Annotated in this window: 5 protein-coding genes, 1 tRNA gene and 2 rRNA genes; 1 reads left to right on the top strand and 7 read right to left on the bottom strand. The window is 69.4% G+C overall.

Annotated elements, in window-relative coordinates:
* Nucleotides 1-42: 42 nt before the first annotated feature.
* From OTB19_RS22785 to OTB19_RS22770, 4 genes are all read right to left on the bottom strand, one after another.
* A complete protein-coding gene (locus tag OTB19_RS22785) occupies nt 43-936 on the bottom strand; it encodes a helix-turn-helix domain-containing protein (RefSeq protein WP_267800206.1) in 894 nt (297 codons plus the stop codon).
* Nucleotides 937-1,173: 237 nt separating this feature from the next.
* On the bottom strand, nt 1,174-4,002 hold the full coding sequence (locus tag OTB19_RS22780) for an FtsK/SpoIIIE family DNA translocase (RefSeq protein WP_267800205.1): 2,829 nt from the start codon (nt 4,000-4,002) through the stop codon (nt 1,174-1,176).
* Between the two features lie 150 nt (nt 4,003-4,152).
* Entirely contained in the window at nt 4,153-4,833 is a 681-nt protein-coding gene (locus OTB19_RS22775; protein WP_053682241.1) for a response regulator, read from the bottom strand.
* A 274-nt stretch (nt 4,834-5,107) separates the two neighbouring features.
* Complete coding sequence (locus OTB19_RS22770) at nt 5,108-10,630, bottom strand: HAMP domain-containing protein (protein WP_267800204.1); 5,523 nt, start codon at nt 10,628-10,630, stop codon at nt 5,108-5,110.
* 188 nt (nt 10,631-10,818) lie between these two features.
* Between OTB19_RS22770 and OTB19_RS22765 the strand changes: the two genes are divergently transcribed.
* Entirely contained in the window at nt 10,819-13,401 is a 2,583-nt protein-coding gene (locus OTB19_RS22765; RefSeq protein WP_267800203.1) for a SpoIIE family protein phosphatase, read from the top strand.
* A 138-nt stretch (nt 13,402-13,539) separates the two neighbouring features.
* On the opposite strand, the gene OTB19_RS22760 is transcribed toward OTB19_RS22765, so the two are convergent.
* The 3 genes from OTB19_RS22760 to OTB19_RS22750 form a co-directional block, all read right to left on the bottom strand.
* Nucleotides 13,540-13,612 (bottom strand) — tRNA-Thr (locus OTB19_RS22760).
* Between the two features lie 5 nt (nt 13,613-13,617).
* Nucleotides 13,618-13,735: ribosomal RNA gene (gene rrf / locus OTB19_RS22755) — 5S ribosomal RNA — on the bottom strand.
* Between the two features lie 74 nt (nt 13,736-13,809).
* Nucleotides 13,810-13,896 (bottom strand): 23S ribosomal RNA (locus OTB19_RS22750); the annotation flags it as partial.

Genomic DNA, 13,896 nt, shown 5'->3' with positions numbered 1-13,896 from the left:
GCGCGGCGTCCCGGGGATCCGGAATTGCTTATTCCGTACAGGTCAGCCCGCCTGGGCCTGCCCCTGGCGCGGGTCGTCCTTGGTGTACGTGAGACGTTCCACTTGACCCGCCTGGAAGGTGTCCTTGATCTCCTTGCCGTTCACGAAGAGGTTCACGGCCCCGGCGTCGCCGAGTACGAGATCGATGGACTCCTTGTCCGTGAAGGTCTTCGACTCACCCTGCGCGAGGGTGCCGTCGAACAGGAGCCGCCCGTTGTGGTCCTTCGCCGAGATCCAGCTCTCGCCGGCGTCGGCCGTCAGGACCACCGTGACGAGGTCCTTGGGCGCAGCCGCGATGGCGCTGTCCGAGGGCTCCGGCTTGGGGGTCTTCGGGCTCTGCGACGGCGAGGCGGCAGGCTTCCCGGCCTGCTTGGGGGCGGGCTTCGGGGAGGCGGTGCCCTCCGCGACGGGACGCTTGCCCTTCTCGTCGCCACCGCTGAAGGCGGTGAAGCCCACGAAGCCGATCACGGCGACGATGGCGGCGACCATGGCGGCGGTCCAGTTGGGCCGCTGCCGTTCGGGACGGATCCGCTCCGCTTCGAACATCGGCGCGGCGGGCGTGGGTGCCGGCCGGCCGCCGTGAGCCGCGTCGTACTCCTCGACCAGAGGTTCCGGATCGAGGCCCACGGCGCGGGCGAGGGTACGGATGTGACCGCGTGCGTAGACGTCGCCGCCGCACCGCGTGAAATCGTCTTCTTCGATCGCGTGCACGATCGGGATGCGCACGCGGGTGGTGGAACTGACCTCGTCGACAGTGAGCCCGGCGACGATCCGGGCCTTCTTGAGGGCCGTCCCGATGGACGGTCCTTCGACGGGACGTTCGACGATGCGGTCCTCGGACCGGTCGTCGGTCGAAGGCCGCTCTTCTTCGGGGGAGTTGGCGTTGCCGATGGACACGAGGGCGCCTTTCGAGCGTGTAGCCACCTGCTGGATTACCAGTCTAGGGGGGTGACGAAAGGGTGGAGCAACCGGAGGGTGGACTCCCTACGCCATCCGAATGGCGTGGGGCGCCCGCAGCGGTGCGCGACGGGTGAAACGGGTGAAACGGGTGGGACGACCCCGCGCCGAGGGCGCGGGGCCTGCGTCTCCCTCAACTTGACGCGCGCCGGGGGGAAACGGTTGCCCGCCCGTTTGTTACGGGTGGGACTCGCCTCGGATGACGGCCAGGACCTCGTCCAGCTCGTCCGGTTTCACCATCACGTCGCGGGCCTTCGACCCCTCGCTGGGGCCGACGATCCCGCGCGATTCCATCAGGTCCATGAGCCGTCCGGCCTTGGCGAAACCGACCCGCAGCTTGCGCTGGAGCATCGAGGTGGAGCCGAACTGGGTGGAGACGACCAGCTCCGCCGCCTGGCACAACAGGTCCAGGTCGTCGCCGATCTCCTCGTCGATCTCCTTCTTCTGCTTCTGCCCGACCGTGACGTCGTCGCGGAAGACCGGGGTCATCTGCTCCTTGCAGTGCTGGACCACCCCCGAGATCTCGTCCTCGGTGACGAAGGCCCCCTGGAGACGGATCGGCTTGTTCGCGCCCATCGGCAGGAACAGTCCGTCACCCTTGCCGATCAGCTTCTCGGCGCCGGGCTGGTCCAGGATGACCCGGCTGTCCGCGAGCGAGGAGGTGGCGAAGGCGAGCCGCGACGGCACGTTCGCCTTGATCAGACCGGTGACCACATCCACCGAGGGCCGCTGGGTAGCGAGCACCAGATGGATGCCGGCCGCTCGGGCCAACTGGGTGATGCGGACGATCGAGTCCTCGACGTCGCGCGGCGCGACCATCATCAGGTCGGCGAGCTCGTCCACGATCACCAGCAGGTACGGGTAGGGGGTGAGCTCCCGCTCGCTGCCCGGCGGCAGTTTGATCTTGCCGTCGCGGATGGCCTGGTTGAAGTCGTCGATGTGCCGGTACCCGAAGGCCGCGAGGTCGTCGTAGCGCAGGTCCATCTCGCGTACGACCCACTGCAGGGCCTCGGCGGCCCGCTTGGGATTGGTGATGATCGGCGTGATCAGGTGCGGGATGCCCTCGTACGCGGTCAGCTCCACCCGCTTGGGGTCGACCAGCACCATCTTCACCTCCTCCGGGGTGGCCCGGATCATCACCGAGGTGATCAGGCAGTTGATGCAGGAGGACTTGCCGGAGCCGGTGGCGCCGGCGACCAGCACGTGCGGCATCTTGGCGAGGTTGGCCATGACGTAGCCGCCCTCGACGTCCTTGCCCAGCGCCACCAGCATCGGGTGGTCGTCCTCGGCGGCGTCCGCGAGGCGCAGCACGTCGCCCAGGTTGACCATCTCGCGGTCGGTGTTCGGGATCTCGATGCCGACCGCCGACTTGCCCGGGATGGGGCTGATGATCCGTACGTCCGGCGAGGCGACGGCGTAGGCGATGTTCTTGGCCAGCGCCGTGATCCGCTCGACCTTCACGGCCGCGCCCAGCGTCACCTCGTAGCGGGTGACCGTCGGGCCCCGGGTGAAACCGGTGACGGACGCGTCGACCTTGAACTCCATGAAGACGTTGGTCAGCGAGGCGACGACCGCGTCGTTGGCGGCGCTGCGGGTCTTGCCGGGGCCACCGCGCTCCAGCAGGTCCAGCCGGGGTTTGACGTACGTGATGTCCCCGCGCAGCTGGAGCTGCTCGGAGCGCGGCGGCAACGCCTTCGGTTCGGGCGACGCCTTCGTCAGGTCCGGCACCGACAGGGTCCCGGAGGCCGCTGCCGTGGTGTCGTGCGGACGCTCGGCGGACGCGGACGCGGACACGGGCGCCGCCGCGGCGGGCGGGGTGGGCTCGGCGGCCGCGGGCTTCGGGGCGGGGGCGGGGTCCGGGAGGGCGGCGGGCCGCTCGGCGCGCGCGGGCGGCACGGGAGTGGTGAGTTCCGCGCCCTCGGGGTCCGGGGAGATCCCCTGGGTGAGGTCCGCCACCAGCGGGGAGGGCGGCATTCCGCCGTAGACCACCCCGTCCAGCGCGGCGGCCGCCGCGGCCGCCACGTCGACGGCGTCCATGCCGGTCCTGGGCGCGGAGCGCCTCGGCCGACGGCGCCGGGCCAGCGCCGCCTCCTCGGCGGCGTCGGTGGGATCGGACGGCCCGACGGGCTCGTCGGCCCCGGCACGGGCCCGCCAGCGCTCGGCGTCGTGCCGGTCGGCGGGCTGCTCCGCGTCCCCGTAGCCCTCGTCGTACTCGTTCGGCGCGATGATCCCCAGCCGGATCCCGAGCCGCCGCAGCCGCTGGGGGATCGCGTTGACCGGCGTGGCCGTGACCACGAGCAGGCCGAAGACGGTGAGCAGCACCAGCATGGGCACGGCCAGCGGCGCGCCCATGGTGAAGATCAGCGGCTTGGAGGCGGCCCATCCGATGAGCCCGCCCGCGTTCTGCATCGCGGTGGTGCCCTCGTCGCGGCCGGGTGCCCCGCAGGCGATGTGGACCAGGCCCAGGACGCCGATCACGAGCGCGGACAGGCCGATGCCGATCCGGCCGTTGGCGTCGGTCTGCTCGGGGTGCCGGATGAACCGCACGGCCATCACGCCGAGCAGGATCGGTACGAGCAGATCCAGTCGTCCGAAGGCACCGGTGACCAGCATCGTGACCAGATCACCGACGGGACCGCTCAGGTTCGACCAGGTTCCGGCGGCGACGATCAGCGCGAGGGCGAGGAGCAGCAGCGCGAGGCCGTCCTTGCGGTGCGCGGGGTCGAGGTTCCTCGCTCCCTGGCCGACACCGCGGAAGACGGCGCCGACCCCGTGGGCGAGACCGAGCCAACAGGCGCGCACCAACCGCACCACGCCCCCGGTCGGGGACGGCGCGGGCTTGGCCGGCACCTTCTTGACCGGGGCGCGCCTCGCCGCCGCGACCTTCTTCGCGGGAGGCTTGCGCGCGGGAGCGGTCTTCTTCGCCGGGGCCGCCGTACGGCCGGTGCGGCCCTTCGCGGTGCCCGCGGCGCGCTGGGAACCCTTGCCGGACGTACTTGAGGCCATGGGGGCGAGGTTACCGGTGCGCACGCCGGTGGACGCGCGTGCCCACCCCTTCACCCGTTCGTGTCGCCGCCGCCGGCAGTGCTTTGACGCACCACCAGACCTGACGCGCACCCAGGCGGGCCCGCACCGGGGCCCGCGGGGCCGGCGCCGTCAGCCCTGGGCGGGCAGTACCGCCGCTCCCCCGCCGGTCCCCGGTTCGAGCGCGTCCAGCGCTCTGCGCAGTCCGGTCAGCTTGCGTTCCAGGTGCGCCGCGGTCGCCACCACGGCGGCGTCGGCGGATTCCTCGCCGAGTTGCTTCGTCAGCGCCTCGGCCTGCTCCTCGACCGCCGCGAGCCGCGCGGAGAGCTCGGCCAGCAGTCCGGCCGTCTCCTTGCTGCCGTCGCCGTTGGTCCCGCCGCCCTCCAGCTGGAGTCGCAGCAGCGCCGCCTGCTCCCGCAGCTGGCAGTTCTTCGTGTACAGCTCCACGAAGACCGACACCTTGGCGCGCAGCACCCACGGGTCGAACGGTTTCGAGATGTAGTCGACCGCGCCCGCCGCGTAACCGCGGAAGGTGTGGTGCGGACCGTGATTGATCGCGGTGAGGAAGATGATCGGGATGTCCCGGGTCCGTTCCCGCCGCTTGATGTGCGCGGCCGTCTCGAAACCGTCCATTCCCGGCATCTGCACATCCAGCAGGATGACCGCGAAATCGTCCGTCAACAGCGCCTTGAGCGCTTCCTCCCCGGACGACGCCCGGACCAGTGTCTGATCGAGCGCGGAGAGGATGGCCTCCAGCGCCAGCAGATTCTCCGGCCGGTCGTCGACCAGGAGGATCTTGGCCTTCTGCACCATGCCCTGTCCTCCTCGCCCCGGCATGGGGCCTCCCCGGCTCCGGGCACCGGTCTGTGCGCCGGGCCCCGCCCCAGAGGACGGCATCCTTGCGCCGTCCGTCCTTGTGCCGGTCATCGTAGCCCCAGTCCCGAGATCGCCACACCCTGTCACCAAGATGTCACTGTGCACGAAGCAGAAACGGTGTGGGAGAGCAGAAGGTTCCCCACATCCCGTCCTCCCACACCGTTACGGCCACACTGAGTCAACAATTCATATCAGGGTTGTCGCCCAATGATCACTTTCCACGCATCCACTGCTCCATCACCGACAGCAGGTAATCGGGTTCAACCGGCTTGGTGACGTAGTCGGAAGCGCCGGAATCGATCGCCTTCTCCCGGTCGCCCTGCATCGCCTTCGCCGTCAGCGCGATGATCGGCAGACCCGCGAACTGCGGCATCCGCCGGATCGCCGAGGTCGTGGCGTACCCGTCCATCTCCGGCATCATGATGTCCATCAGCACGACCGTGACGTCGTCGTGCTGCTCCAGGACCTCGATGCCCTCCCGCCCGTTCTCCGCGTACAGCACCGACAACCCGTGCTGTTCCAGGACGCTGGTCAACGCGAAGACGTTGCGCACGTCGTCGTCGACGATGAGCACCTTCTCGCCATGGAAGTCGTACTTCCGCGGCACCACCGGGAGCTCGTCCTCGGCGCCGCCCCAGCCGTCGTCGGCGCCCTGGGTGTCGGACTGCCCGGGAACCTTCGTACGCGGCTCCAGGTCGCTCAGCGACTTGCGGCGCCGTCGGAACAGCGAGGCCGGGCCGCTCTGCTGCCCGCCCCCGCCCACCTCGGCCGCCGGCAGCGCCGACCGGTCCTGGGCCTGCGGTGCGGGCGCGGGCGCCGCCGGCAGCGCCGGAGCGGGCCGCGCCTCCTCGACCGGCCTGCGGTACTCCCCGCGCGCGCCACCGGGCGCCGGCGGGGCGTACCCCTGCGGCGGCAGTTCGCTCGGGTGCAGCGGCAGGTACAGGGTGAAGGTCGACCCGCGGCCGGGCTCACTGGCCGCGTGGATCTCACCGCCCAGCAGACGGGCGATCTCCCGGCTGATGGACAGCCCGAGCCCCGTGCCTCCGTACTTCCTGCTGGTGGTGCCGTCCGCCTGCTTGAACGCCTCGAAGATCACCAGCATCTTGCTCGCCGCGATCCCGATCCCGGTGTCGGTCACCGAGAACGCGATCAGGTCCGCGTCCGCCTCGCGCAGCGACCCCGCCTCCAGCAACTGCTCCCGGATCGCCGTCGGCACGTCCGCGCCGGCGGGCCGGATCACCAGTTCCACCGCCCCGCCGTCGGTGAACTTCACCGCGTTGGACAGCAGGTTGCGCAACACCTGGAGCAGCCGCTGCTCGTCGGTGTGCAGGGTCGCCGGGAGCTCCGGGGAGACCCGTACCGAGAAGTCCAGGCCCTTCTCCGCGGTCAGCGGCCGGAAGGTGGCCTCCACGTAGTCCACGAGCTGGACCAACGCGATCCGGGTCGGCGAGACGTCCATCTTCCCGGCCTCGACCTTCGACAGGTCGAGGATGTCGTTGATCAGTTGCAGCAGGTCGGAACCCGCGCCGTGGATGGTCTCCGCGAACTCCACCTGCTTCGGCGACAGGTTCTCGTCCGCGTTGTCCGCCAGCAGCTTCGCCAGGATCAACAGCGAGTTGAGCGGGGTCCGCAGCTCGTGCGACATGTTCGCCAGGAACTCGGACTTGTACCGCATCGACACCGCGAGCTGCTCGGCGCGCTCCTCCAGGACCTGCCGGGCCTCCTCGATCTCGGTGTTCTTCACCTCGATGTCGCGGTTCTGCTGGGCCAGCAGCTCCGCCTTCTCCTCCAACTCGGCGTTCGCCGCCTGGAGCGCCTTCTGCCGGTTCTCCAACTCGTCGGAGCGCTCTCGCAGTTGCTCGGTCATCTCCTGCGACTGCTTCAGCAGCATCTCCGTCTTGGAGTTGACGCTGATGGTGTTGACGCTCGTGCCGATCATCTCGGCGATCTGGCTCAGGAAGTCCTTCTGGATCTGCGTGAACGGGGTGAAGGAGGCCAGCTCGATCACACCGAGCACCTTCCCCTCGAACAGCACCGGCAGCACGATCACGTGCGCCGGCGGCGCCTCGCCCAGACCCGAGGAGATCTTCAGGTAGCCGGGCGGGGTGTTCTCGACGAGGATCGTCCGCTTCTCCTCCGCGACCGTCCCGATCAACCCCTCCCCCGGCCGGAAGGAGATCGGCATCAGGCCGCCCGCGTACGCGTAACTCCCGCGCATCCGCAGCTCGTACGAGCCGTCCGCGCCGCCCTCCGTCCCGATCTCGGTGGTCCCCCCGGCCGGCAGCGCCAGGAAGAAGGCGCCGTGCTGCGCGGAGACCACCGGGGTCAGTTCGCTCATGATCAGCGAAGCCACGTCGTCCAGCTCCCGGCGACCCTGCATCAGCGCCGAGATCCGGGCCAGGTTGCCCTTGAGCCAGTCCTGCTCCTTGTTGGCCAAGGTGGTGTCGCGCAGGTTCACGATCATCGTGTTGATGTTGTCCTGGAGGACCTGGATCTCACCGGCCGCGTCCACGTCGACCTTCAGGCTCAGGTCCCCGCGGGTCACCGCGGTGGCCACGGCCGCGATCGCCCGAACCTGCCGGGTCAGATTCCCGGCCATCTCGTTCACGGACTCGGTCAGGTCCCGCCAGGTGCCGTCCACGTCGCGCACGCGCGCCTGGCCGCCGAGGATGCCCTCGGTGCCCACCTCGCGGGCCACCCGGGTCACCTGGTCGGCGAAGGAGGACAGCTGGTCGACCATCGTGTTGATGGTCGTCTTGAGCTCCAGGATCTCGCCCCGGGCATCGATGTCGATCTTCTTGGTCATGTCGCCCTTGGCGATGGCGGTCGTGACCATGGCGATCTGCCGCACCTGACCGGTGAGGTTGGACGCCATGAAGTTCACCGAGTCGGTGAGGTCCTTCCACGTCCCCGATACGCCGGGCACGTGCGCCTGGCCGCCCAGCCGCCCCTCGGTGCCCACCTCGCGGGCCACCCGCGTCACCTCGTCGGCGAACGAGGACAGCGTCTTGACCATCGTGTTCACGGTGTCCGCGAGCTGCGCGACCTCGCCGCGCGCCTCGACCGTGACCTTCTTCGTCAGATCGCCGTTGGCGACCGCCGCCGAGACCTGCGCGATCCCGCGCACCTGCGCCGTCAGGTTCCCGGCCATGGTGTTGACGTTGTCGCTGAGGTCCTTCCAGATGCCGGTGACGCCCCGCACCCGGGCCTGGCCGCCGAGGATGCCCTCGGTGCCCACCTCGCGCGCCACCCGCGTCACCTGCTCCGCGAAGGAGGACAGCTGGTCCACCATCGTGTTCACGGTGGTGACGAGCTCCAGGATCTCGCCCTTGGCATCGACCGTGATCTTCTTCGACAGGTCGCCCATGGCGACCGCCGTGGTCACCTCGGCGATGTTGCGCACCTGCGAGGTCAGGTTGTTCGCCATGAAGTTGACGGACTGCGTGAGGTCCTTCCAGGTGCCCGAGACACCCTTCACCTCCGCCTGGCCGCCGAGGATGCCCTCCGTGCCCACCTCGCGGGCGACGCGGGTCACCTGCTCCGCGAAGTTGGAGAGCTGGTCGACCATCGTGTTGAGAGTGTTCTTCAGCTCCAGGATCTCGCCCCGGGCGTCCACGTCGATCTTCTGCGACAGATCACCACGCGCCACCGCCGTCGCGACCTGCGCGATGTTGCGCACCTGCGAGGTCAGGTTCCCGGCCATGCCGTTCACCGAGTCGGTCAGGTCGCGCCATACGCCGGCCACGCCGGGCACCTGCGCCTGACCGCCGAGCCGGCCCTCGGTGCCCACGTCCCGGGCCACCCGGGTCACCTGCTCCGCGAACGCCGAGAGCTGGTCGACCATCGTGTTGATGGTGTTCTTCAGCTCCAGGATCTCGCCCCGGGCGTCCACGTCGATCTTCTGCGACAGATCACCGCGCGCCACCGCCGTGGTCACCTGGGCGATCTGCCGCACCTGGGACGTGAGGTTGCCGGCCATGAAGTTGACCGAGTCGGTGAGTTCCTTCCAGGTGCCGGACACCCCCTCGACCCGCGCCTGACCGCCGAGCCGGCCCTCCGTGCCCACGTCCCGCGCCATCCGCGTGACCTGGTCCGCGAACGAGGACAGCTGGTCCACCATCGTGTTCACGGTGTTCTTCAGCTGGAGCATCTCGCCGGAGACGTCCACGGTGACCTTCTGCGACAGGTCGCCGTTGGCCACCGCCGTCGTCACCTGGGCGATGTTGCGGACCTGCCCGGTGAGGTTGCGGAAGGCGGTGTTCACGGAGTCGGTGAGGTCCTTCCACGTACCCGCGGCACCCGGCACCTGCGCCTGACCGCCCAGCTCGCCCTCCACGCCGACCTCACGGGCCACACGCGTCACTTCCGCGCCGAAGGACTGGAGCTGGTCCACCATCGTGTTGACGGTGTTCTTCAACTCCAGCATCTCGCCGGCCACGTCGACCGTGACCTTCTGCGACAGATCGCCGTTGGCCACCGCCGTCGTCACCGTCGCGATGTCCCGCACCTGTGTGGTGAGGTTGCGGAAGACCGTGTTCACCGAGTCGGTGAGGTCCTTCCACGTACCCGCGGCACCCGGCACCTGCGCCTGACCGCCGAGCGTTCCCTTGGCCCCGACCTCGCTGGCCACGCGCGTGACCTCGTCGGCGAAGGTCCGCAGCGTCTCGGTCATCTGGTTGATCGTTTCGGCCAGCTGCGCCACCTCGCCGCGCGCGCTGACCCGCACCTTCTGCGACAGGTCGCCGTTCGCGACCGCCGTCGTCACCTGGGCGATCCCCCGCACCTGGGCGGTCAGGTTCCCCGCCATCGTGTTGACGGAGTCGGTCAGGTCCTTCCACACGCCCGCGACCCCGGGCACCTTCGCCTGGCCGCCGAGCTCGCCCTCCGTGCCCACCTCCCGGGCGACGCGGGTCACCTCGGAGGAGAACGACGACAGCTGGTCCACCATCGTGTTCACGGTGTTCTTCAGCTGGAGCATCTCGCCGGCCACGTGCACGGTGACCTTGCGCGACAGGTCGCCCTTCGCGACCGCCGTCGTGACGAGAGCAATGTCACGCACCTGGGCGGTGAGCCGGTACGCCATCGTGTTGACGGAATCGGTCAGGTCCTTCCAGGACCCGGACATCCCGCGCACCTGGGCCTGACCACCGAGCTTGCCCTCGGTGCCCACCTCCAGCGCCACACGCGTCACCTCGTCGGTGAACGCGGACAGCTGGTCGACCAGGTTGTTGACCGTGCGCCCGACCTTGAGGAACTCCCCGCGCAGCGGATGCCCGGCCCCGTCGGCCGTCTGCGTCCGCAACTCCATCCGCTGGTCCAGGTCGCCCTCGGCCACCGCCGAGAGCACCCGACCCACCTCGGACACCGGCCGGGCCAGGTCGTCGACCAACTGGTTCGAGGCGTCGATCGCGGCCGCCCAGGAGCCCTCACAGGCGCCTGTTTCCAGCCGTTCGCTGAGCTTCCCCTCGCGGCCCACCATGCGCCGGACCCGGGACAGCTCCCCGGTCAGGTGCAGATTCCGGTCGGCGACCTCGTTGTAGACGGCGGCGATCTCCGCCATCACGCCCTCGCCGGACACCGTCAGCCGCTTGCGGAAGTTCCCGTCCCGCATCGACACCAGGGCCGTGAGCAGCCTGTTCAGAGCGGCGGTATCGACTTCCGTCGTACCGCTGCGCCGGGAGCGTCCCCCCTTGGGGCGCGTTCCCGTACGCCGCACCGCTGCGCCAGACTCCACCGTGTCCCTCCCGAAAGGGTCGACCACTGTTCCACCGGATTTCCGAACAACCACAACCCGGCTCTTCTATCCACAACCCGGTTGTTCAAGCCTGCCCAGTGTTTCACCCTGTCCGAACCAGGCCATAACACTTCGGCACCATCGCACACCGGCCGTACCCTGCGAGTGGAATCCAGGACGACGGCACCATGGGAACCGCGAAGGTAAGTAACCTGGCACCCGATGTCCAACCGCGTCGAAGGAGTCTTGTGATCACGGCACGGGCGGCTGCCAGTTTCGATCCTCTAGGGCGTTCGGTCGCCGCTGCCCGCGCGTTCGTCCGCGACACCCTCCACGGCTGGGGCTTCGCGGACATCGTCGACGACGCTGTGGTGCTCACCAGCGAACTCGTGACCAACGCCGTGGTCCACGCCGGGACCCGGGCCGAGGTCCTGTGCCTGCGCGCCGAGGACGGCGTGCGCGTCGAGGTCGCCGACAGATACCCGGAGCGTGAACTCCCGCTCCAGCACCCCGGGGAGCGCCCGTACGCCGATCCCGACCGCGAGAACGGCCGCGGCCTCATGTTGTGCGCCGCCCTCGCCACCCGTTGGGGAGTCGAGTACACGGCCACGCACAAGCACGTGTGGTTCCGGCTGGACCTTCCGGACCGTCCGGTCGGTACCCGATCCGCAGGGCCCGTCGTCCCTGATCAGCTGCTGCCGCTCGCGGACAGCCGGGTCCGTGTCGCCGTCCTCCAGATCGACGCCGCCGACACCGTCTCCGCGTGGAACGAGGACGCCGAGCACATCTTCGGTCATCCCTCCGAGAAGGCCGTCGGGCGCCCGCTCGCCGAGCTCGCGGCCTGGCCGCAGACTCCCGGCACGGGTACCGGTATCGCCGAGGCCCTGCGGCTGTCCCGCTGGGAGGGCAGTTACGGCATCCGCGGCGCCGACGGTCGCGTCATCCCCGTCTACGCCTCGCACTTGCGGGTCCGTGACGCCCACGGCGAACCGTCCATCGTCTGTCTGCTCGTGCACGACGACGAACGCGCCCTGCTCCAGAGCCCCTTGCGCGTCCCTTCGGACGGCGCCCAGCTCAACGAGCCGCGACTGCCGGACCCCTTCGAGATCTTCATCGGTTCGCCGGCCCCCGACGACCTCGACGGACTGCTCCAACGCACTGTCGAACGCGCCCGCGACATGCTCGACGCGGATTCGGCGTTCCTGCTGCTCGCGACCGACGACGAAACGGAGTTGGAGGTCCGTGCCACCACCGGACTCCCCTCGACGCGTCAGCGGTTCGCCCGTGTTCCGGTCGAGGCCGGCACCAACCGGTACGGATCGGCCCGCATGCCCGCCGTCCACGACGACCTTTCCGCGGTCCCGGGCGCCGTCCCGCTGCTGGAGGCCACCGGCATGCGGTCGGTGGTCACCGTCCCGCTCAAGGTCGAAGGACGGCTGACCGGTTCGCTGGGCGTGGCCACCGAGTACCCGGGCCGCTATTCCAACGAGGACGCCCTGCGGCTGCAGTTCGCCGCGGACCGGATCGCCCTCGCCGTGGAATCGGCCCGCCTGGGCGAACTCGAGCGTCTGCGTCGCGGTTCCCTCTCCTTCCTCGTCGAGGCTTCCGACCTGCTGGCCGGCACCCTGGACCGGGACCAGACCCTGGCGCTCATGGCCCAGATGACGGTTCCGACCCTGGCGACGTGGTGCGCCGTCTACACGATCGCCGACCAGACCTCCGATCCGTACCTCTCGTACGTGCTCCACGAGGACGAGGAACGCATCGACGGGCTCAAGGACCTGCTCTCGCAGGTCAGTCCGCCCGAGCCGGTCCGTGAGGCGGGTGCCCGGCCGTGGCCCGACGCGTCCTTGACGGTGGGCGGCGAAACGGTCGTCCTGCCCCTGCTGGCCCGCAACCGTGTCATCGGGATGCTCACGCTCGGCCGGCCGAGCGAGGAACACTTCCGTCAGGAGATCCTCGAACTCGCCGACGACCTGTCCCGCAGGGCGGCTCTCGCCCTGGACAACGCGCGCCTGTATTCCGAGCGCACCGCCATCAGCCGTTCCCTCCAGCGCAGTCTCCTGCCGCCCGGCTCCCCTGCGATCCCCGGCATGGAGGTCGAGGTCATCTACCGTGCGGCGGGCGAGGGCAACGAGGTCGGCGGTGATTTCTACGACGTCTTCCCGATCCGCCCCGGCGTGTACGGCTTCGCCATCGGCGACGTCTGCGGTACCGGCCCGGAGGCGGCCGCGGTCACGGGTCTCGCCCGGCACGCCCTGCGCCTTCTGGCCCGCGAGGGCCTGGGCGGCCCGGCCGTCCTGGAGCGCCTGAACGCGGCCATCCTCGACGAGGGTGCCCGCAGCCGCTTCCTCACCCTGCTGTACGGGGAACTCCATCCCCAGCCCAATGGCGGCGCCTTGATGAAGGTGGTCTGCGCGGGTCATCCGCTGCCGCTGCGCCTGCGCCCGAACGGCGAGGTCACCCCCGCCGCGGACCCGCAGCCGCTGCTGGGTGTCATGGACGACCTGGAGCTCTACGAGCAGACCCTCATGCTGGATCCGGGGGATGTCCTCCTCTGTGTCACGGACGGCATCACCGAGCGCCGCGAAGGCACGCGCATGCTCGGCGACGACGGCCTCACCGAGGTCCTCACCACGTGTACGGGTCTCACCGCGGGCGCGGTGGCCTCACGTGTCCTGCGTGCCGTGGAACGCTTCGCCGCCGAGCCCGCCTCGGACGACATGGCCATCCTCACCTTCCGGGTACCGCAGCAGCGCGAAGGCGAGTGACGTTCTTTCCCCCTGTCAGGGCCGGCCCGTTCCACGGCGCCGGCCCTGTTTGCGTCCGACACCCGGAGTACGGCACCCGGCGAAAGGCCTCGGGAACGCAAAAAGGCCCCCGCCATGAGGCGGGGGCCTTTTTGATTGAGCCCTTTAACGGAATCGAACCGTTGACCTTCTCCTTACCATGGAGACGCTCTACCGACTGAGCTAAAAGGGCGGGTTGTTCGGCGGCGTCCTACTCTCCCACAGGGTCCCCCCTGCAGTACCATCGGCGCTGAAAGGCTTAGCTTCCGGGTTCGGAATGTAAACCGGGCGTTTCCCTAACGCTATGACCACCGAAACACTATGAAGTTAACCAACCGGATATGAACACAGTTCGTTACTTCAGAACTAACACAGTGGACGCGAGCAACTGAGGACAAGCCCTCGGCCTATTAGTACCAGTCAGCTCCACCCGTTACCGGGCTTCCACATCTGGCCTATCAACCCAGTCGTCTACTG

The sequence above is a fragment of the Streptomyces sp. H27-H5 genome, assembly GCF_026627505.1.
Classification (GTDB): domain Bacteria; phylum Actinomycetota; class Actinomycetes; order Streptomycetales; family Streptomycetaceae; genus Streptomyces.
Note: the sequence above shows the minus strand (reverse complement) of the source record. Positions and strands in the feature narration are given on the sequence as shown.